This window comes from Glycomyces terrestris (genome assembly GCF_003933745.1).
Classification (GTDB): Bacteria; Actinomycetota; Actinomycetes; order Mycobacteriales; family Micromonosporaceae; genus Glycomyces; species Glycomyces terrestris.
Genome location: NZ_RSEB01000004.1, coordinates 554,322 through 573,146 on the forward strand (window position 1 = coordinate 554,322; position 18,825 = coordinate 573,146).

At 75.4% G+C, this 18,825-nt stretch carries 18 protein-coding genes; 8 read left to right on the forward strand and 10 right to left on the reverse strand.

The genetic code is table 11. The annotated features are described in order from the left end of the window. Nucleotides 1-446: 446 nt before the first annotated feature. The 3 genes from EIW28_RS16610 to EIW28_RS16620 are packed head-to-tail and all read left to right on the forward strand — an operon-like array spanning nucleotide 447 to nucleotide 5,987. Nucleotides 447-1,445, forward strand: coding sequence for a hypothetical protein (locus EIW28_RS16610; RefSeq protein ID WP_125248806.1), 999 nt, complete (start codon nucleotides 447-449; stop codon nucleotides 1,443-1,445). Continuing rightward, nucleotides 1,442-2,827 carry a DNA polymerase Y family protein gene (locus EIW28_RS16615; RefSeq protein WP_125248807.1) on the forward strand — a complete coding sequence of 462 codons (1,386 nt, stop codon included), beginning with the start codon at nucleotides 1,442-1,444 and terminating at the stop codon, nucleotides 2,825-2,827. The genes EIW28_RS16610 and EIW28_RS16615 overlap by 4 nt, the downstream gene beginning before the upstream one ends. After that, complete coding sequence (locus EIW28_RS16620) at nucleotides 2,820-5,987, forward strand: error-prone DNA polymerase (RefSeq protein ID WP_125248808.1); 3,168 nt, start codon at nucleotides 2,820-2,822, stop codon at nucleotides 5,985-5,987. The genes EIW28_RS16615 and EIW28_RS16620 overlap by 8 nt, the downstream gene beginning before the upstream one ends. A 91-nt stretch (nucleotides 5,988-6,078) precedes the next feature. Here EIW28_RS16620 and EIW28_RS16625 read toward each other — a convergent pair whose 3' ends face one another. From EIW28_RS16625 to EIW28_RS16630, 3 genes are all read right to left on the reverse strand, one after another. Further along, complete coding sequence (locus EIW28_RS16625) at nucleotides 6,079-7,326, reverse strand: sulfotransferase family protein (RefSeq protein WP_125248809.1); 1,248 nt, start codon at nucleotides 7,324-7,326, stop codon at nucleotides 6,079-6,081. An 86-nt stretch (nucleotides 7,327-7,412) separates the two neighbouring features. Continuing rightward, complete coding sequence (locus EIW28_RS24295) at nucleotides 7,413-7,583, reverse strand: hypothetical protein (protein ID WP_158630432.1); 171 nt, start codon at nucleotides 7,581-7,583, stop codon at nucleotides 7,413-7,415. An 80-nt stretch (nucleotides 7,584-7,663) separates the two neighbouring features. Further along, the gene (locus EIW28_RS16630; RefSeq protein ID WP_125248810.1) at nucleotides 7,664-9,169 is read right to left on the reverse strand and encodes an MDR family MFS transporter; all 1,506 of its coding nucleotides are present in this window, start codon (nucleotides 9,167-9,169) and stop codon (nucleotides 7,664-7,666) included. A 162-nt stretch (nucleotides 9,170-9,331) separates the two neighbouring features. Here EIW28_RS16630 and EIW28_RS16635 point away from each other — a divergent pair, with 162 nt between their 5' ends. From EIW28_RS16635 to EIW28_RS16645, 3 genes are read left to right on the forward strand one after another with little or no spacing between them, the layout of a single operon-like run. Beyond that, nucleotides 9,332-9,883 (forward strand): TetR/AcrR family transcriptional regulator, encoded by a 552-nt coding sequence (locus EIW28_RS16635; RefSeq protein ID WP_158630433.1) that lies wholly within the window; start codon nucleotides 9,332-9,334, stop codon nucleotides 9,881-9,883. Nucleotides 9,884-9,943: 60 nt separating this feature from the next. Next, the gene (locus tag EIW28_RS16640) at nucleotides 9,944-11,242 is read left to right on the forward strand and encodes a chloride channel protein (protein WP_125248812.1); all 1,299 of its coding nucleotides are present in this window, start codon (nucleotides 9,944-9,946) and stop codon (nucleotides 11,240-11,242) included. Further along, a complete protein-coding gene (locus tag EIW28_RS16645; RefSeq protein ID WP_197717323.1) occupies nucleotides 11,239-11,748 on the forward strand; it encodes a potassium channel family protein in 510 nt (169 codons plus the stop codon). The genes EIW28_RS16640 and EIW28_RS16645 overlap by 4 nt, the downstream gene beginning before the upstream one ends. A gap of 253 nt (nucleotides 11,749-12,001) precedes the next feature. Here EIW28_RS16645 and EIW28_RS16650 read toward each other — a convergent pair whose 3' ends face one another. Beyond that, complete coding sequence (locus EIW28_RS16650; protein WP_125248813.1) at nucleotides 12,002-13,102, reverse strand: Cmx/CmrA family chloramphenicol efflux MFS transporter; 1,101 nt, start codon at nucleotides 13,100-13,102, stop codon at nucleotides 12,002-12,004. A 461-nt stretch (nucleotides 13,103-13,563) separates the two neighbouring features. Here EIW28_RS16650 and EIW28_RS16655 point away from each other — a divergent pair, with 461 nt between their 5' ends. Beyond that, complete coding sequence (locus EIW28_RS16655; RefSeq protein WP_125248814.1) at nucleotides 13,564-13,761, forward strand: hypothetical protein; 198 nt, start codon at nucleotides 13,564-13,566, stop codon at nucleotides 13,759-13,761. Between the two features lie 55 nt (nucleotides 13,762-13,816). Here EIW28_RS16655 and EIW28_RS16660 read toward each other — a convergent pair whose 3' ends face one another. From EIW28_RS16660 to EIW28_RS16670, 3 genes are all read right to left on the reverse strand, one after another. Next, nucleotides 13,817-14,854 carry a type III polyketide synthase gene (locus tag EIW28_RS16660; protein ID WP_125248815.1) on the reverse strand — a complete coding sequence of 346 codons (1,038 nt, stop codon included), beginning with the start codon at nucleotides 14,852-14,854 and terminating at the stop codon, nucleotides 13,817-13,819. Next, complete coding sequence (locus EIW28_RS16665) at nucleotides 14,851-16,041, reverse strand: acyl-CoA dehydrogenase family protein (protein WP_125248816.1); 1,191 nt, start codon at nucleotides 16,039-16,041, stop codon at nucleotides 14,851-14,853. The genes EIW28_RS16660 and EIW28_RS16665 overlap by 4 nt, the downstream gene beginning before the upstream one ends. Nucleotides 16,042-16,113: 72 nt before the next feature. Continuing rightward, entirely contained in the window at nucleotides 16,114-16,950 is an 837-nt protein-coding gene (locus EIW28_RS16670; RefSeq protein WP_125248817.1) for a UbiA family prenyltransferase, read from the reverse strand. Nucleotides 16,951-16,975: 25 nt separating this feature from the next. Between EIW28_RS16670 and EIW28_RS16675 the strand changes: the two genes are divergently transcribed. Beyond that, nucleotides 16,976-17,698: a methyltransferase domain-containing protein gene (locus EIW28_RS16675; protein WP_125248818.1), complete on the forward strand. Its 723-nt coding sequence runs from the start codon at nucleotides 16,976-16,978 to the stop codon at nucleotides 17,696-17,698. A gap of 208 nt (nucleotides 17,699-17,906) precedes the next feature. On the opposite strand, the gene EIW28_RS16680 is transcribed toward EIW28_RS16675, so the two are convergent. From EIW28_RS16680 to EIW28_RS16685, 3 genes are read right to left on the reverse strand one after another with little or no spacing between them, the layout of a single operon-like run. Then, the gene (locus tag EIW28_RS16680) at nucleotides 17,907-18,170 is read right to left on the reverse strand and encodes a GlsB/YeaQ/YmgE family stress response membrane protein (protein ID WP_125248819.1); all 264 of its coding nucleotides are present in this window, start codon (nucleotides 18,168-18,170) and stop codon (nucleotides 17,907-17,909) included. Nucleotides 18,171-18,216: 46 nt separating this feature from the next. Beyond that, nucleotides 18,217-18,342, reverse strand: coding sequence for a hypothetical protein (locus EIW28_RS25445; protein ID WP_269462607.1), 126 nt, complete (start codon nucleotides 18,340-18,342; stop codon nucleotides 18,217-18,219). Next, nucleotides 18,339-18,821: an SRPBCC family protein gene (locus EIW28_RS16685; RefSeq protein WP_125248820.1), complete on the reverse strand. Its 483-nt coding sequence runs from the start codon at nucleotides 18,819-18,821 to the stop codon at nucleotides 18,339-18,341. The genes EIW28_RS25445 and EIW28_RS16685 overlap by 4 nt, the downstream gene beginning before the upstream one ends. Nucleotides 18,822-18,825 lie beyond the last annotated feature (4 nt).

Sequence of the window (18,825 nt, forward strand, 5' to 3'; positions counted from 1 at the left end):
AAGTCCCGATCAGCACTCGTTCGACGCCCTGCGCCGATCCTGCGGGAGGGCCGAGCGAGCAACCGGGCCTGAACGCCGCCGGGCCGCGGCCGCCGAGGGGCCGAGATCACGCCAGGTCGGCCGCGCGGCCGGGGGCGTCGTCGGGGTCGGGGCCTCGGGTCGGGCGCATCGCCCCGAGGTGATCACCATGAGCGGAACGCAGTTGTCACCCGGACGAGCGGCGGCCGGGGGTGTCATCGAGGTCGGGGGCCGCGGATCGAGCGCATCGTCCCAAGGTGATCACCGCCGCGGAACGCAGGGGGGCGCATTGTCACCGGGACGAGCGGCGCGGCGTCGGCCATACCAGGCGCGCGAGATTTATCGAACACCAGTTTGATGTTGCATCGGCGCCGAGGTTCGGTAAGTTGATCTTGATACACATGTTCGACCACAGCACGGGGGTTCTGGTGGCGACCACAGTCGCGGCCGCATTGGCCGCCGAGCTCGGGCTGCGCACAGCCGCAGACCTGCGCAGCACCGCTGCGGCACCCGCAGCCGGGCTGCGCCCGGCCGCCGCGCCGGGCGAACCGGGGCAGGGCGAGAGCCGCCGCCAGGCGGCCGTCGGGCCCCCGAAGACCATCCTGCCGGTCACCTCCGACATTTCCGGGCTCCTCCCCCACGGCGGACTCGCAACAGTGACAGCGATCACCGCCACCCGCCGCGGGGCCACCTCCCTCCTGTGGCGCCTCCTGGCCGGCCCCACCGGCGCCGGAGCCTGGTGCGCCCTGGTCGGCCTCCCGAACCTCTACCCGCTCGCCGCGACCGCCGCCGGGGTGGACCTCGGGCGGGTGGCGCTGGTCGACCCGGGGTCGCTCATCGCCGAGGCCGCCGGGGCACTGGCCGAGGGCGTCGCCGCGATCGTCGTCCCCAGCGAGGCCCTGAGCCCCGCGCAGGCGCGGCGCCTGACCGCCCGCGCCCGCGGCAGCGGCACCTCCATCATCTGGTGGGAGACCCGGCCGGTGGCCGGCGCCGACGCCCGGCTCCAAGTGGCCCGGGCCCACTGGAAGGGCCTGCGCGCCAACACCGGCCGCCGGTGGGGCGCCGGGAGGCTCGCCGCCTGCGAACTCGAGGTCGCCTCCCGCTGGCGCTCCGGCGGCGTGCGCCGGGCCTCGGTCTGGCCGTACGGCGGCAGGCCGCCCGAGCACGTCCTCGACCTCCGCGACCGCCCCGCCGAACCGCCGCGCGGCGACCGCCGGGCCGAGGACGCCGCGGACGAGCCGCGCGTCGTCCCGTCGGGAGAGCCGCGGACCGCCGAGCGCGCCCCGGCGAGCCCGGCCGGGCCCGGACACCCTGCCGAAGTCGGCACCGCCGTCGTGGACCTGCGCGCCCACGCCGTCGCCCCGGGCCGCGAGCGGCCCGCCGCCGAGGCCGCCGGTCCGCGTCCCGCCGGAGGTGAGCGGCGATGACCGCCCGCGTCGGCCGCGCCCCCAGCCGGGTCCTGGTCATGCGGCTGGTCGACTGGGACGGCGAGGACGCCGCCGCGTTCGAACCGGTCCTGGAAGCCCTCGACCTGCTCACCCCGTACGTCGAGGTCCTCGAACCGGGCTGCGCTGCCGTGCCGCTGCGCGCCGGGTCCGGCGACGAGGCCCTGTTCTGCGAACGGCTCATCGACACCGTGTCCGGCCTGGTCGACCAGGACTGCCTCACCGGCGTCGCCGACGGCCTCTTCGCGGCCCTCCTGGCCGCCCGCGACGGCCGCATCGTCCCCACAGGCGGCGACGCCGCGTTCCTCGCCGGATGCGACATCGCCGACCTCCTCGCCACCGGCCTGGTCGGCCCCGACGTGTGCGAGACCCTGCGGCACCTGGGCATCGACACCCTCGGGAAGTTCCGGGAACTGCCGCCGCAGGCGGTGGCCGAGCGGTTCGGCGCGCCCGCCAGACGGGCCCAGATGCTCGCCGCCGGGCGCTTCTCCCGGCCCCTCGTGCCGCGCCCGGCCGCGCCCGAGCTCGCGGTGGTCGAGACCCCCGAGACGCCGTACGCCACGATCGAGCACGCCGTCTTCGCCGCCCGGCCCCTCGCCGAGCGGCTGCTGCGCGTCCTGGACGAGCGCAACCTCGCCTGCACCCGCGTCACCGTCACCGCCCGCACCGGCAGCGGCCTGGAGCGGCGCCGGACCTGGCAGATCGACCCCGCCATCACCGCCGCCGACCTCTCCCGCCGCGTCCGCTGGCAGCTCGAAGGCTGGCTCGCGGCCGGGCCGCTCGTCCACGGCGGCGACGAGGCCGCGAACGCCGTCACTTCCCTCGAACTCGCCCCGGGCGGCCTGGTCGGCCTCGTCGAGGCCGGGCGCGGCCTGTGGGGCGAGAAGACCGCCGCCGCCATCAGAGCCGAAGCGGCCCTGCGGCACACGCAGAGCCTGCTCGGCCCCGAAGCCGTCCGCGTCGCCGGCCACGCCGACGGCCGCGACCTCGCCGAGCGGTACGCCAGCGCCGCATGGGAGGTCGAGCCGGCCCCGCCGCCGCCGTCGGGACCGTGGCCGGGCGGGCTGCCCGATCCGCTGCCGCAGCTGACCGGCACCGGCCAGGAGGTCGAGGTCCTCGACGCGGCCGGCGCGCCGGTGGCGGTCTCGGCGCGCGGCGACCTCTCGGCGACGCCGGCGCTGGTCGCCTTGGGCGGCAGGCGGATCCGGATCGCGGCGTGGGCGGGGCCGTGGCCGGTCGCCGAGCGGTGGTGGAGCGCGGAGGCCCGCCGGTACGCGCGCCTCCAGGTGGAGCTGGCCGACGGGAGCCTCGCGCTCCTGGCCCGCGAGGACGGCCGGTGGAGGGCGGTGGGCTGGTATGACTGAGTACGCCGAGCTGCACTGCCATTCGCACTACTCGTTCGCCGACGGCGCCGACTCCCCCGCGGCCCTGGTGGCCGAGGCCGAGCGGCTGGGGCTGTGCGGGCTGGCCATCACCGACCACGACGGCCTCTACGCGGTGTCGCAGTTCGCCTCGGCGGCAAGGGAGAAGCCGGTGCGGACGGTGTTCGGCTCGGAGCTGGGCCTCGGCATGACGCGGGCGCGGCGGGGCCAGGCCGACCCGGCCGGGACGCACCTGGTGGTCCTCGCGCGCGACCCGGACGGGTACCGGGCCCTGTCGCGGGCGATCACGGAGGCGAAGCTCAAGGGCGGCGAGAAGGACCTGCCGGTGTACGCCCTTGAGGGGCTGGCCAGGCACGCGGGCGGGCGGTGGCAGGTGCTCACCGGCTGCCGCAAGGGCCTGCTGAACGCCGCGCTGGACGCGGGCGGGCCCGACGCGGCCGAGGCGCGGCTGCGGGAGCTGGTGGACCTGTTCGGGGCCGAGTCGGTCGCGGTCGAGCTGACCTGCCACGACCTGCCCGGGGACGTGGAGCGGATGGAGGCGCTGGCGGCGGTGGCGCGGCGGGTCCGGGTGCCGGTGGTGGCGACGAACAACGTCCACTACGCGTCCCCCGCGCGCGCGAAGGCCGCGGCGGCGCTGGCGGCGATCCGGGCCCGCACGACCCTGGACCAGGCCGACCCCTACCTGCCGGCGAACGCGGGCGCGCACCTGCGCAGCGGCGCGGAGATGGCGCTGCGGTTCGCGGACTTCCCCGAGGCGGTCGAGCATTCGGCGAAGATCGCGTACGAGTGCGCGTTCGACCTGGAGCTGCTGAAGCCGCGGCTGCCGCGGTTCCCGGTCGAGGACGGCTACGACGACAGGTCGGCGCTGGCGCAGCAGGTCGTGCGGGGGGCGAGGCAGCGGTACGGGGACCCGTACGACCCGGCGCTGCGGAAGGCGTGGGAGCAGCTCGACAAGGAGCTGCGCGTGATCGGGGCGCTGGGGTTCGAGGGGTACTTCCTCATCGTCGCCGACATCGTGCGCTTCTGCCGGGAGCGGGACATCCTGTGCCAGGGCAGGGGTTCGGCCGCGAACAGCGCGGTCTGCTACGCCCTGGGGATCACCAATGTGGACCCGATCGAGTTCGGGCTGCTGTTCGAGCGGTTCCTCTCGGCCGACCGGGACGGCCCCCCGGACATCGACGTCGACATCGAGTCGGGGCGCCGCGAGGAGGTCATCCAGTACGTGTACGAGCGGTACGGGAGGGACCGGGCGGCGCTGGTGGCGAACGTGGTCACGTACCGGCCGCGGTCGGCGGTGCGGGACGCGGCGAAGGCGCTGGGGTACGGGCACGACCAGGCGGTGGCGTGGTCGAAGCGGCTGCACCGCTGGAGCGGCCTCGATCCCGAAGAGGCGCAGGACATCCCGGCGGACGTGCAGTCGCTCGCGGGCGAGCTGCGGGACCTGCCGCAGCACCTGGGCATCCACCCGGGCGGGATGGTGCTCACCGAGGAGCCGGTGAGCCAGATCGTGCCGGTCGAGCCGGCCCGGATGCGGGACCGCACGGTCCTCCAGTGGGACAAGGAGGACTGCGCCGACGCCGGGCTCGTCAAGTTCGACCTGCTGGGGCTGGGGATGCTGGAGGCGCTGCACCGCATGGTCGACCTGGTGGCCGACTTCCACGGCACGCGCGTCGACCTGGCGAAGCTGCCGTCCCGGGACGAGGCGGTGTTCGCGATGCTCCGGCGGGCCGACACCGTCGGCGTGTTCCAGGTGGAGTCGCGGGCGCAGATGGCGACGCTGCCGCGGCTCAAGCCGCGGAACTTCCGGGACCTGGTCGCGGAGGTGGCGCTGATCCGGCCCGGCCCGATCCAGGGCGGCGCCGTCCACCCGTACCTGCGGCGCCGCAACGGGGAGCCGTGGCGCGACAAGGTGCCGGAGATCCTGCACCCGGTGCTGGAGAAGACGTACGGCGTGCCGCTGTTCCAGGAGCAGCTCATGCAGATCGCGATCGTCGCGGCGGGCTTCGACGGCGGGGAGGCCGACCGGCTGCGCCGGGCCATGGGCGCCAAGCGGTCCGCCGAGAGGATGGAGGCGCTGAAGGAGCGCCTGTACGCGGGGATGCGGGAGCGGGACATCGTCGGCGCGGAGGCCGACCAGATCTATGACCAGCTGAAGTCCTTCGCGGACTTCGGGTTCCCCGAGTCGCACTCGGCGTCGTTCGCGCACCTGGTGTGGTCCTCGGCGTGGCTCAAATGCCACTACCCGGCGGCGTTCTACGCGGGGCTCCTGGCGAGCCAGCCGATGGGGTTCTACTCCCCCGCCTCGCTCATCGCCGACGCGCAGCGGCACGGCATCGAGGTCCTGGCCCCGGATGTGAACGCCAGCGGGGAGGTCGCCTCGCTCGTCCCGGCCGAGCGGGCGTGCGAACCGCCGCTGCACGGGGTCGCGGACCTGCGGCTGGGACTCGACAACGTCAAGGGGCTCGGGGCCGACGCGGGCCGCCGCATCGCGGCCGCCCGCGACGCGGACGGGCCGTTCGCGTCGATGGCCGACCTGGCGCGCCGGGCCGGGCTCGACCAGGGGCGGCTCGAGAAACTCGCCGTCGCCGGGGCCCTGCGCAGCCTCGAACCTGACCGGCGTCGAGCATTGTGGACGGCGGGCACGGTCGACGAGCGACCCGGCACGATCCCCGGGACCGGGCCGTCGGCGCCCGCGCCGACCCTGCCGGGCATGAGCGCGGCCGAACTCGCCCGCGCCGACTACACCGGCCTGGGCCTGTCGGTCGACACCCACCCGATGGAGCTGGTGCGCAAGGCCCTCGACGCCGACGGCGTCCTGCCCGCGCGGCGGTTGCCGCACATGCAGGACGGCAAGCGGGTCGAGATCGCCGGGATCGTCACCCACCGCCAGCGCCCCTCGACCGCGAAGGGCGCGACGTTCCTGAGCCTGGAGGACGAGACCGGGATCGCGAACGTCATCTGCTCCCAGGGGCTGTGGAAGCGCTGGCAGTCGGTGGCGACGGTGGCGAAGGCGCTGCGGATCAAGGGCACGGTGGAGAAGGCCGAGGACGCGCACAAGAGCACGATGCCGATGATCGTGGCGTACAAGCTGATCGAACTGGACCTGAACAGCCCGGCCGCCCCCTCGCGCGACTTCCGCTGACCCGCTCCAGCAACCGACCCCGCCTTACCGGAGCCGCCCCATCTCGCGCAGTTCCGGATCTGGGGTCGCCGCCTGGCATCTGCTGCGGGCCTCAGCCGGCGGCGATGCGCATGTAGTCGCTGCCGAAGGCGTCGTCTACTTCGGAGGGGTCGAGGCCGTAGCCGAGGAGGGAGTGCTCGTGGCGGCGGACGCCGTCGCGGCCGCCGCCTTGGCCGGTGCGGGTGAGCTGCTCCTCGAGGCGGGCCTCGTCGTCGGGGCCCCAGGGGAGGTCGAGCTGGCGGAACAGCTCGGGGACGGCGGAGTGGGGGCTGCCGGTGAGGCGGTGGTACTTGACGTCGATGAACCGGCCGGGCTGCCCGGCGGCGGCGCGGACCTGGCGGCACTGCTCCATGCCGGCGGCGAGTTCGCGCAGCCAGGTGCGGCCGATCTCCTTGGGGTCGACGGCGCCGCGCTTGAGGTGGATGCTGTAGAGGCTCTCCACCATGGAGCACAGCGACGACATGACGGTGTTGGGGTCGCGGTGGGTGAGGACGATCTGGGCGTCGGGGAAGACGCGCAGGATCGAGTCGAGGTTGAAGATGTTCCCGGGGTGCTTGAGGACCCAGCGCCGGCGGGGCCGGCCGTGCTGGAGGACCTGGAGGGCGTCGCGCACGAACCGGAAGTCGGTGTCGCGGTCGTAGGAGTTGCGGTACCAGTCGAGGTAGCCGGGCAGGGGCGCGACGGTGGTGTGGAAGGTCGCGTGGAACTTGAGCCAGTAGTCCTCTTCGGGCCACTCGGCGTTCGTGGGGTGGATGCTGGTCCAGGACTTGGAGAGCAGGAGCGTCATGTCGAGGCGCTTCTGGGTGGCGCGGATGCGGCGCGCCCGCTCCTCGGGGGACGGTTCGAGACCGAGGTAGTACATCTCCCACAGGAACGGGGCACGGGCGGAGTCGGAGCCGGCGATGATGTGCTGCGCGAGCGTGGTGGCGGTGCGGGGCAGGCCGAGGACGAAGATGGGCCGCTCGATCGGCTCGCTGCGGATCGCGGGGTGCTCGGCCTGGAGGCGGCGGACGGTGAGCAGGTTGGAGATGCGGGCCTCGACCATGTCCTTGGCGGAGCGCCAGCCGACGCCGGAGAGGTTCGGGGTCTCGGCCCAGCAGTGCAGGAGGTAGCGCAGGCTCTCCAGGAGGTCGGCGTCCTCGTCGGACAGCGTGAGGCCGGCGGTGCCGGTGTCCTTGCGGGACTTGGCGTGCATCTTGTCGAAGAGGGCGTCGACCTTGCGGGCGCTGCCCGACTCGGACCGCCGCTGGCCTTCCATGAGGACGTTGAGGACGCCCAGCATCGGTGTGGTGCGCTGCAAGAGAGGTCTCCTTGGTGACGAATCGTCCGCTCCGCGTGCGCCACACCATACCGCCGCCCGCGGAGGCGGCGGGATGCAGGCCCGGGCTATGCGTTCGCCTGCGCCGCTTCGAGTTCGCGGAGCGCGTCGGCGGCTTCGCGGGCGGTCTGGCGGCGCATGCCGGCGTCGCCGAGGGCGAGGACGGCGGTGAGGGCGCGGCGGTGGGCCTCTGTGAGGCGTCGGCGGCCGCGGCGGGGACGACGCCGGAGCCCTCCCATTTGCTCCGCGGCAGTCCTGAAGGGGCGCAACGCGAACGGGCCCGGCCGCGATGCGGCCGGGCCCGGGGTCCACGGACGGGTCAGTGCGCGAGCGCCGGCTCCTGGCCGTCGGTCGCGGGGCGGCGGACGAAGAAGCCCGCGGCCACGGCGATGACGGCCATGCCCGCGCCCCACAGGAACGCGGTGTGGATGCCGTCGGACGTGGCGGTGACCGCATCGGCGCCGGCCTCCAGGCTCGCGGTCGCGCCGGTGGTCATCAGCGTGATGAACACGGCGGTGCCGACGGCGCCCGCGAACTGCTGGAGCGTGGAGAGGACGGCGCTGCCGTGCGAGTACAGCTCCATGTTCAGCGACCCGAGCGAGGAGGTCATGAGCGGCGTCATGAGCAGGCTCAGGCTCAGGCTCATGAGGACGTGGATGACGACGACGAACCAGACCGGGCTGGTCTGGCCGAGCATCGTCAGCCCGCCGAGCGCGCCGAGGAGGCCGAACGAGCCGGGGATCACCAGCGGGCGCGGGCCGAGCCGGTCGTAGAGGCGGCCGATGGTCGGGCCGGTCAGGCCCATCGCGAGGCCGCCGGGCAGGACCACCAGGCCGGTCTGGAACGTGGAGAGCGCCAGCACGTCCTGGAGGTACATGGGCAGCAGGATGAGCGAGCCGAACAGGGCCGCCATCGAGACCAGCAGCATGACGATGCCGACGGTGAACGTGCGGCTGAGGAACACCCGCAGGTCCATCAGGGCCGAGTCGGTGCGCTGGAGCCGCAGCTGCCGGAACACGAACAGCCCCAGGGAGAGCGCGCCGGCGGCGATCGCCATCCACGGCTCGACGAACGGCTCGTGGCCCGCGGCGGCCTCGCCGAGGGAGCTGAGGCCGTAGATGAGGCCGCCGAAGGCGATCGCGGAGAGCAGTGCCGAGAGCAGGTCGAACTTCACCGGGCGGGGCTCGCCGAGGTTCTGGATCTTGACGGCGCCGAGGATCAGGCCGAGGACGGCGATGGGCAGCACCGACAGGAACATCCACTGCCAGGGCAGGTTCTCGAGGATGAAGCCGGAGAACGTCGGGCCGATCGCGGGCGCGACGGCGATGACGATGGTGATGAAGCCGATGGTGCGCCCGCGCCGGTCGGCGGGCACGAACGTCATGACGGTGGTCATGAGCAGCGGCAGCATGACGGCGGTGCCGCTGGCCTGGATGACGCGGGCGGCCACGAGGACGCCGAACACCGGCGCCGCCGCGGCGAGGACCGTGCCGGCGGTGAACAGGGTCATCGCGGCGATGAACACGGTCCGCGTCGTGAAGCGCTGGAGGATGAGCCCGGTCATGGGGATCACGACCGCCATGGTGAGCATGAAGGCCGTGGTGAGCCACTGGACCGTCGAGGCGGTCAGCGAGAACTGCTCCATCAGCTCGGGCAGGGCGACGCCCATGATGGTCTCGTTGAGGATCATCACGAACGCGGCCACGAGGAGGACGCCGAGGACCAGTTTGATCTGGGCCGGGACGCCGGCCGAGGCGGGGGTCTCGTCCGCCGCGGGGGTGCCGGCCGCTTCTGGTGTGTCGGCCGGCCGCTGGTCAACGCTCATGGGGGGATCCTTCGGGTGCGGAGTCTCGTCCCGGTGCCGAGGTGCCCGCGCGGTGGTGACGGCGCGGACGCACCGGAAGTGTCAGTGACTGTCGATTCTTGCAGTTGCTACCATCCTGGCATGGCCGCCGGTGGGAGTCTGCGAGAAGTGTCACGTCGGGCCGTGCAGTCGAACATCGCACGGACCGCCGAGGCGCTGTTCGTCGCCAAGGGCTTCGAGGAGACCACCGTCGACGAGATCGCCGCGGCCGTCGGCATGTCGCAGCGGAGCTTCTTCCGGTACTTCCCCTCGAAGGACGAGGTCGTCCTCGACAGCCTCGCGCGCCTCGGCGAGGAGCTCGCCGCGCGCCTCGCGGCCCGCCCGCCCGGCGAATCCGAATGGGACTCGCTGCGGCGCGCGTTCGACCCCGTCGTCGAGCGCTTCGGCGACCCAGTATCGCGCGAGCACGACGCCGCGATCCAGCGAATTATCGACGGCAGCCCGCGCCTGTTCGCCTCGTACCTGCGCCGCCTCGAGCATTTGCAGCGCGACCTCACCGAAGCGCTCCTGGTCCGCGCCGGCGCCGGCGCGGACCCCGTGGTCATGCGGGCCATGGTCGGCGGCGCGTTCGCGTGCCTGCACGCCTCGGCGTTCCCGACCTTCGAGGCCTCGGACGAGTTCGGGCCCTGCCTCGACCGCACGATGGCGGCGCTCCGGCCGGTCGCCGCGCGCTGACCGGCCCCGATTCGGGCCGAACCCCGGGCGCGGGCGCCCGCCACCGGCGACACTGTCAGCGTGGGACGCACAGTGGACGAACCGGCGGCGCCGCCGCGCGCCGGCCGCGGGATCGGACTCCTGCTGCTCGCCGGGCTCGTCGGCGTCCCGGTGTCCGCGGCCGCCTTCCTCTTCCTCGCGCTCCTGCACCGCATGACCGCGTTCGTGTGGGAGGACCTCCCGGGCGACTTGGGCCTCGACCCGCTGCCGTGGTGGTGGCCCGTGCCGTGGCTGCTCGCCGGCGGGCTCCTCGCGGGCACGGCGATCAGCCGCCTGCCCGGCCGCGGCGGACACGTCCCCATCGACGGGCTCTCGGCCGCACCCGTGCCGCCGAAGCATCTGCCCGGCGTGCTCCTGGCCGCGCTCGGGGCCCTGCCGCTCGGCGCGGTGCTCGGACCGGAGGCCCCGCTCATGGCCGTCGGCGGCGCGACCGCGCTGCTGCTGACCCGCCGCTGGACGCCCGACGCCCGCTCCCCCGAGGCGGCCGTGGTCGGCACCGCCGGGGCGGCCGCGGCGGTCTCGGTGATCTTCGGCAGCCCCCTCGTCGCGGGCGTGTTCATCCTGGAGGCCGCCGCGGCCTCGGGCGCGAAGGCGGTCCGGGCGGTGCTGCCGTGCCTGCTCGCGGCCGGCGTCGGCGCGATCGTCTTCACCGGCCTCGGCGACTGGACCGGCCTGCCGGTGGCCTCCCTCAGCCTCCCCGGCCTCGACGCCGCCTCCCTGCACGCCACCGATCTGCTGTGGACGGTGCCCGCGGCAGCGGTCATCGCGCTCGGGATGCGGGAGGTCCGCGCGCTCGGCCGCCGGCTCGCCCCGGTCGCCGAGCGGCGGCCGATGGCCATGGCGCTGACCGCGGTCGCGGTCACGGCGGTGTGCGCGGCCGCGTACACGCTCCTCACCGGCAGGCCCCCGGTGGAGGTCCTGCTCTCGGGGCAGGACTCGCTCGCCGAACTCAGCGCCGACCCGGCCTCGCTCACCGCGTGGGCGCTCGTCGCGATGATCGCGTGCAAGGGCCTGGCGTACGCCGTGTCGCTGGCGGCGCTGCGCGGCGGCCCGATCTTCCCCGCCGTGTTCCTCGGCGCCGCGGCCGGCGTGCTGCTCAGCGCCCTGCCCGGGTTCGGGGCGGTGCCCGCGCTCGCCGCCGGCATGGCCGCGGCGACGGCCGCCGTCATGCCGCTCCCGGTGTCGGCCGCGGTCCTGGTGACGCTGCTGCTGGGCGCGGACGCGGCCGCGACGGCCCCGGTCGTGATCGCCGCCGTCGTCGTCGCCACCGCCGCCGGGCGGGTCCTCGACCGGCCGCGACCGGCGGAGGCGGCCCCGTGAGGCGCCGCCTGCCCGCGCCGTGGCGGTACCTCGTCGTCTGCGGGGCGCTCGTCGTCGCCTACGCAGTGGCGCCGATGCGCGCCGACGCCGAACCGCTCGTCCTGGCCCTGCGGTGGACGTCCACGGCGGCGATGCTCGTCGTCATCGCGCTCGCGGCCCGCTGGGAGGCGGTCCGGCAGCTGCGCGACCCCGCCGCGCCCCTCGGCGGCCTCGCCGTCGCGGTCCTCGGCGGGGTGCTCGTGTTCGCGCTCGCGGACTACGGGCTCGCCGTCAACCGGCCCGGCGAGTTCGCGGGCCTCGACACCAGAGTGGACGCCCTCTACTTCGCGCTCAGCACCCTGCTCACCGTCGGCTTCGGCGACGTGCACGCGCAGGGGCAGCTCGCGCGCGCCCTGCTGTGCGTGCAGATGGCGTTCAACTTCACCGTCATCGCCGCTTCAGCGTCCCTCATGGCGCGCAAGCTCACCGCGCGCGCCCGGCAGCGGAGCCGTCAGGCCGGCCGGTAGCCGACGCCCCGACAGGAACCCCGGGCCGGCCCGCAGCAGCGCCCCCCGGAACCGCGAACTCCTTCACCGGCAGCACCCGCGGACCGCGGTGCGGCGCACCGGGTCCGGCTCGATCCCGGCCGCGCGGAGCGGGCGCGCGTCCGGGCGGCGGCGCTTGAACGCGGAGCACGGGCCGGGGCAGGCGGGGGCCGCGGTGCTGCTGGTGGTGGCGGTGCGGGGGCGGCGCGCGGTGCCGGTCCGCGCGCCGCACCGCTCACGGGCGCCGCAGTGCCGCGAGTGCGATCGCGCCCGCGGTGAGCGCGGCGGCGGCGAGGACGGAGCCGGCGGGGCCGGCCTGCTCGTAGCCGAGGCCGGCGAGGACCGGCCCCGCCGTGGCGCCGACGTTGAGTGCGGCCGTCGCGTAGGACCCGCCCATGGTGGGCGCGTCCCGCGCGGCGGCCATGATGCGTCCGATGAGGGTGCTGCCGGTGCCGAACGCGAGCGCTCCGAGGACGGGCGCGAGCGGGAGGAGCGCGCCCGGCGCGAGCGCGAGCGCGGCCCATCCGGCGAGGAGGAGCGGGCCGCCCCAGGCGAGGAGGCGGCGCCAGTGCCGGTCGGCGAGGCGCCCGGCGGCGGCGACGCCGAGGAACGCGCCCGCACCGAATAGCGCCAGGGCGAGCGCGGCGCGGCCCCCGGCGAGGGCGCCGAGGTAGGTGTAGGCGCCGAAGGTGCCGCCGTTGACGAGGACGCCGAGCGCGAGGACGTGCAGGACCTCGGGCCGCTTGAGGACGGCGAGTTCGGTCCCGAGGCGCAGCGGCGCGGCCGCCGCGGGCCGGTCGGGGGCGGCGAGCGCGACGGCCGCGAGGGCGGGGGCGGCGAGGGCCGCGACCGCCCACAGTGCGGCCCGCCAGCCGAGGGCCTCGCCGAGGACGGCCCCGGCCGGGACGCCGGCGACGAGCGCGAGCGTGGTGCCGCCCAGCAGGACCGCGAGGGCCCGGGCGCGGGCGGTCTCGGGGACGAGGAGGGCGACGGTGGCGAGGGCGACCGCGAGGAAGCCGGCGTTCGCGAGGGCGGCGGCGACGCGGGTCGCGAGGAGGACCGCGAAGTCGTCGGTGAGAGCGCCGGTGACGTGCGCGGCGATGAACAGCGCCAGGAACGCGGTGAGGGCGGCGCGCGGGGGCCAGCGGCGGCCGGCGGCGGCCATGAGGGGCGCGCCCGCGACCATGCCGGCGGCGAACGCGGAGGTCAGGAGCCCGGCTTCGGCGATGGTGACGCCGAGTTCGGCGGCGATGGCGGGCAGGAGGCCGGCGAGCATGAACTCCGAGGAGCCCTGGGCGAACACGGCGACGGCGAGCAGGTAGAGGACGAGCGGCATGGCGGATTCTCCGAAGTGTCGAGAGCGGACGGCGGACGGCCGCCGGCGTCCCGGACGCGCGGAGCAGGACCCTGCCGTCGGGCAGGGCTGAGGAAGGGGTGGTCTCAGGCGAGCGTCGCGGGCCGCCGGCGGTGCGGCGGCCCGGGTCTGGACGCTTCGGGTGAGGACATGGCGCCGAAGCTATCACGAGGGGCGCCGCGGGTTCGAACGGTTTTTCACGCTGCGTGGGCGTCCCGCTCACCGCGTGCACACGCAGATGCACGTGCATCTGCGTGTGCAGCGCGAGGGTAAGATCTGCGGTATCGTCACGGAACACCGCGGTCTCAGGCGTTTCCGATCGGATGCGTCCCCTGGGGCTTCGACAACTGCATACGACGAATGTCGGAATCCACCGATGGACCTTGGTCCGTCCCCGGCAACGGTCCCCCGCCGGCGGACCATTTCGTGAAAGGAAATGAGCGATGCTCGACGGTCCTGCCGTCGGCATGGTGGGAGTCGCAGCCGTGCTCGCGGCGGCGTTCGTGCTCACGTTCTGGTTGGCGTTGAAGGGCAGTGCTCCGAGCGAGCGGGCCGCGATCATCGCCGCGCTCGCGGCGGTCGTCGTGGCGCTCGTGGACCTGCTGCTGCGCCGTCCCAGGGACGGGGCCCCTCCGGAATAGCCGCGGAAGGCCCGCAGCGCGCTCCGGCGCGCGGCGGGCCTTCGCAGTGCGCCGGTCAGGCCGGGGCGAGCAGGCTCGCGTAGAGGGTCAGGCCAGGGCCGAAGGCGAGCATGACGACCGGGCCGTCCGGCGGCCCGGCGCGCAGGATCTCGTCGAGGACGAGGAGGACCGTGGCCGAGGAGCAGTTGCCGTGCTCGGCGAGGACGCGGCGGGACGGGTCGAGGGCGGTGGGGGCCAGGTCGAGTCCGGCGGCGACGGCGTCGAGGACGCGGGGCCCGCCGGGGTGCACGGCCCACCCGGCGACCTCGGAGCGGTCGAGGCCGTGGCGGGCGAGGAGGTCCTTCACGAGCGGGCCGACGTGCTCGCTCAGGGCCTCGGGGACCTCCGGCGACAGGCCCATGCGGAAGCCGAGGTCGGTGACGCGCCAGGTCATGTGGCCGCGGCGGGCGGTGTCGGTGCGGGCGGCGACGTCGACCACGCGCAGCGGCGCGGGCGCGCCGGGGCGCAGCACGGCGGCGGCGGCGGCGTCGCTGAACAGGGCGTGGACCACGGCCTGGTCGGTGTCGCGGGTGGCGGGCTGGACGTGGAGCGAGGTGAGCTCGACGCACAGGAGGACGGCGGGGCGGTCGTGCGCGGCGACGTAGTCGGCGACCGCGCCGAGGGCCGGAATCGCGGCATGGCATCCCATGTGGCCCACCAGGAGCCGGCGGGCGTCGGGGCGCAGCGGGAGCGCCTCGGCGAGGTCGATGTCGGTGCCGGGGGTGCCGTAGCCGGTGCAGGTGGCGACGGCGATGAGGCCGATCTCGTCCGCTTCCGTGCCGGCGGCGGCGAGCGCCCGGCGGACGGCGCGCAGCCCGAGGGCGGGGGCGCGCTCGGCGTACCGCCGCATGCGCTCCGCCGTGGACCAGGCGGCGGCGTCGGCGAGCTCGTGCGGCGGGGTCGAGGAGTGGCGGCGGGCGACGCCGGCGGTGTCGAACATGCGGCCAGCGATGCGGCTGCCGCCGAAGTGGGAGCGGAACACGTGCTCCCACAGCCAGTCCTGCTCGTACTGCGGGGGCAGGGCGGTGCCGATCCCGGCGATGCCGGCGCTCACCACCGCGGGACCGCCGTGTCGTGGTCGGGGTCGCTCCCGAGGGCGGCGGCGCCGAGCCAGTCGGCGCACACGTCCGAGGTTGCCGGCTGGAGGGCGCCGCAGCGGGCGTCCCGGTAGAGGCGTTCGAGCGGGTGCCCGCGCCGGGAGGCCGAGGTCCCGGCGGCCTCCAGGAGCGAGGAGGCGACCTGGAACGCGGTGTCGCCGGCGATGAGCTTGGCGCGCCACACCCACCGGTTGGTGTCCTCCTCCCCCGGCGCGGCGTCGATGCGGCGGGCGGCTTCGGCGACGGCGAGCTCGGCGGCCGCGACGGCGGCGTCGGCGCGGCCGAGGCGGGCGCGGACCGGCGCGAGCGTGTCGAGGCCGCGGCCGCGCACGTGTGCGGCGGCGGCGTCGACGGCCGCGTGCGCGACCCCGGTGTAGACGGCGGCGTAGGAGGCGACGAGCCACTGCGGCATGGCCTCGGCGAGGAGCAGCGCGAGCCCTTCGACGCCGCCGAGGAGCGCCTCGGGGCCGACCTCGACGTCGAAGTGGACGTCGTGGCTGCCGGTGGCGCGCATGCCGAGCGAGTCCCAGGTCTCCTCGACGCGGATGCCCTCGCCCGCGGGGACGAGGAAGTGGGAGACGAGGGGCTCGGCGGAGTCGGCGTCGCGGGCGGTCACCAGGTAGGCGTCGACGTGGCCGGAGCCGGACACGAACGCCTTCGCTCCGGTGATCCGGTAGCCGTCGCCGCTGCGGCGGTACGCGGTCGTGGTCTTCGACAGGCGGGAGCCGCCGCCGCGCTCGCTCATCGCGACCCCGTAGAGCGCGCCGCCCGCGGCGGCCTCCAGGGCCTTGTCGCGGGCGGCGAAGAAGCTCTCGGGCGCGCCGAGGGCGCGCACCAGGTGCTCGGGGGTCTGCGCGAGCGCGCCGGTCACCGAGGCGTGCATGTTGAAGATGAGCGCCGTCGAGCCCGCGCCCCGCGCCAGGGCCGCCGCGACCGCGGCGTACTCGGCGAAGGAGGCGCCGAAGCCGCCGAGCCGCTCGGGGACCATGAGCCCGGTCAGGCCCGCCTCCCGCAGCTCGGCGAAGTCGGCCTCGGGGAAGCGGCCGCGTTCGTCATGGGCCGCAGCGCGGTCGGCGAAGCGCGGCGCGAGTTCGCGCGCCAGCGCGAGGGCCTCGGCTCCCCTGGACTCGGTCGGTGCTGGCATGGGCGCTCACTCCTCGGGTCGGGACGTCCGGCGGCGGGTGCCCCGGAGCCCGGTTCCCAATCCTGGTGGGCCTCAGCCGGCGGGGACCCCAGTATGGAGGAGCAGGGCGACGTCGACAAGGGCCACGACGAGCACCGCGTGGAACGGCGCGCGCGAGCCGGGGCGGCGGCCGAGGGCCAGGCCGAGGACGAGGACGGCGGCGGCGACCGGGACCGCGGCCAGCACCAGGGGCGAGGGCGGGCCGGGCGGGCCGAACGCGAGCAGGGCCGAGGCGGTGAGGACGAGGGCCGCGGCGGCGAGGCGGGTCGCGGTGGGGCCCAGGCGGTGCGGGAGGCCGCGCACGCCGGTGGCGGCGTCGTCGGCGAGGTCGGGCAGGACGTTCACGAAGTGCGCGCCGGAGCCGAGGGCGGCCGCGGCGGCGGTGAGCCACAGCGGCGGCCACGGGGCGCCGGGTTCGCCGAGGGACACGATGGCCGGGAGGAGTCCGAAGGAGAACGCGAAGGGCAGCACGGAGAACGGGGTGGACTTGACGCCGAGGTCGTAGGCCCAGGCGGAGACCAGGGCGGCGAGGTGCGCGAGGGTGGCCGGGACGCCGGAGGCGAGGGTGAGCAGGACCGCGGCGGGGGCGCTGACCGCGACGGCGGCGCTGACGACGGCGGGGTGGAGGTCCCCGGAGGCGAGGGGCTTGCCCGGGCGGCCGGCCTGGGCGTCGCGGGGCGCGTCCACGAGGTCGTTGAGCCAGCCGACCGACAGCTGGCCGAGCAGGACCGCGGCGGCGATCGCGACGACGCCGGCGAGGGGGCGGCCGGTGGAGGCGGCGAGTCCGGCGGTGACGAGGGCGACCGCGAAGCCCGGGACCGGATGAGAGGCCTGGAGGAGGGCGGCGAGCATCGCCGCGGCCGTGCGCATCGGATCAGTGTGCCACCCTGGCGGTATGCGACGCCAGACCCGAGACGCCGGCCGGACCGTCCCGAACGACCCGGCGCTGTACGACCGCCACGCCGGGGAGTGGTGGCGGCCGCGGGGCGTGTTCGCGGTCCTGCACTGGCTGGCGGCGGCCCGCGGCGCGATGGTCCCGGCCGCGACGCGGCCCGGCGCGGTGCTGGTGGACCTGGGCTGCGGGGCGGGGCTGCTCGCGCCGCACCTGGAGGGCAAGGGCTACACGCACATCGGGGTGGACCTGTCGGCGGCGTCGCTGCGGCTGGCGGCCGCGCACGGGGTGCTCGCGGTGCGCGGGGACGTGCTGGCGGTGCCGCTGCCGGACGGGTGCGCCGACGTGGTGGCGGCCGGGGAGATCCTTGAGCACGTCCCGGATCTGCGGCGCGCGGTGGCGGAGGCGTGCCGGCTGCTGCGCCCGGGCGGGCTGCTGGTGGTGGACACGCTGGCGGCCACGGCGCTGTGCCGGTTCCTGGCGGTGACGGTGGCCGAGCGGGTGCCGCGGATCGCAGTGCGCGGCGTGCACGACCCGGCGCTGCTGGTGGACCGGGCGGCGCTGGTGGAGGAGTGCGCCCGGCACGGGGTGGCGCTGGAGCTGCGCGGCATCCGTCCGTCGCTTGTGGACACCGCGTGGTGGTTGGCGGGGAGGCGGGCGTCGGTGCGGATGGTGCCGGTGCCGACGACGGCGGTGCTGTTCCAGGCGCGGGGCGTGAAGCGCTGAGGCGTGCGACGGCATGGGCGCGGGGCGGGGGGAAGCACGCAGGCCAAGACGTTGCGGCGCGGGGAGAAGCAGACGCGCGGCGTCGAGCGCAGAGCGGGTGAAGTGCTTCGGCGCGAGATCGGCCGGAGCGGTGGGGGGTTCGGCCGCCGGACGGCGTGTTGCGGGGCCGCGCCCGGTCGGGCGCGGCCCCGGCGAGGTGTGCGCCCCGCTAGTGGGCGGTCTTGTGCCGGCTCGAGGCGATGCCTTCGGCGACGCCGATGAGCAGCACCGAGGCGATGACGGCGACGACGAAGCCGAGCACGTTCAGCTCCCAGATGTCGCCGGTGCCGAGCAGGTTCGCGATGGTCCCGCCGATCACCGATCCGACGAGTCCGAGGAGCAGCGTGGCGAGGATGCCCAGCGACTGCTTGCCGGGCTTGATCAGGCGCGCCAGCGCGCCGATGACGAGTCCTGCGACGATGAATCCGATCACGGGAGCCTCCCTTTTCGGTTGATCCAGTGTCGATGGTGTACCCCGCTCATGCCGTTTCCACACCGCCCGCGGCGGTCCGTCGCGCCGCGCGGCGGCGCTTGGCCCGTCGCAGCAGGTAGCGCACCAGCGCCATCACGATCGCGATCACGATGTTGCGCAGCAGCCAGGTCATGCGTTCTCCTTCCCGTCGGCGGCGTCCTCGTCGGCCTTGGCGACGGCCAGGCGCGAGAGCCGGTCGAGCGTTTCGCGGTTCCGCGGCGCGATCAGTCGCGCCTGGAAGGGCACGGGCAAGAGCGAGAGGGGGCCGCGGACGGCGGCCTCGGTCATGGTCAGGTCGGTGCCCCCGTCGGCGGGGGCGAGGTCGAAGCGGACCCGGGCCTTGCCGAGCGGCCACAGGCGGGCCTCCAGGACGAGCAGGCGGGGCTCGTCCACGGCGAGGACGCTGGTGGTGTCCTCGATGAGCAGCGGCCAGGGGCCGATGCTGTGGTGGATGCGGGTGCCGCGGGCGGGCCAGTCGTCGTCGGCGCCGCGGATGCGGGAGCACCCCACGACCCACGACGGGTAGTTCCAGCCGTCGGCGAGGACGGCGAAGACGGCCTCGGGCGGGGCCGGGACGTGGACGCGGACGCCGCGTCTCTTGCGCTGGTTCATGGTG

Bases quoted from the DNA above. Each gene is read 5' to 3' on its own strand.
- EIW28_RS24295 (WP_158630432.1), bottom strand. From the start codon at position 7,583: ATGGGAGGGCTCCGGCGTCGTCCCCGCCGCGGCCGCCGACGCCTCACA.
- EIW28_RS16630 (WP_125248810.1), bottom strand. From the start codon at position 9,169: ATGAGCGTTGACCAGCGGCCGGCCGACACACCAGAAGCGGCCGGCACC.
- EIW28_RS25445 (WP_269462607.1), bottom strand. From the start codon at position 18,342: ATGACCTGGCTGCTGCGCAACATCGTGATCGCGATCGTGATGGCGCTG.
- EIW28_RS16655 (WP_125248814.1), top strand. From the start codon at position 13,564: ATGCTCGACGGTCCTGCCGTCGGCATGGTGGGAGTCGCAGCCGTGCTC.
- EIW28_RS16650 (WP_125248813.1), bottom strand. From the start codon at position 13,102: ATGCCGCTCGTCCTCTACCTGCTCGCCGTCGCCGTGTTCGCCCAGGGC.
- EIW28_RS16665 (WP_125248816.1), bottom strand. From the start codon at position 16,041: ATGCCAGCACCGACCGAGTCCAGGGGAGCCGAGGCCCTCGCGCTGGCG.
- EIW28_RS16620 (WP_125248808.1), top strand. From the start codon at position 2,820: ATGACTGAGTACGCCGAGCTGCACTGCCATTCGCACTACTCGTTCGCC.
- EIW28_RS16615 (WP_125248807.1), top strand. From the start codon at position 1,442: ATGACCGCCCGCGTCGGCCGCGCCCCCAGCCGGGTCCTGGTCATGCGG.
- EIW28_RS16685 (WP_125248820.1), bottom strand. From the start codon at position 18,821: ATGAACCAGCGCAAGAGACGCGGCGTCCGCGTCCACGTCCCGGCCCCG.
- EIW28_RS16670 (WP_125248817.1), bottom strand. From the start codon at position 16,950: ATGCGCACGGCCGCGGCGATGCTCGCCGCCCTCCTCCAGGCCTCTCAT.
- EIW28_RS16675 (WP_125248818.1), top strand. From the start codon at position 16,976: ATGCGACGCCAGACCCGAGACGCCGGCCGGACCGTCCCGAACGACCCG.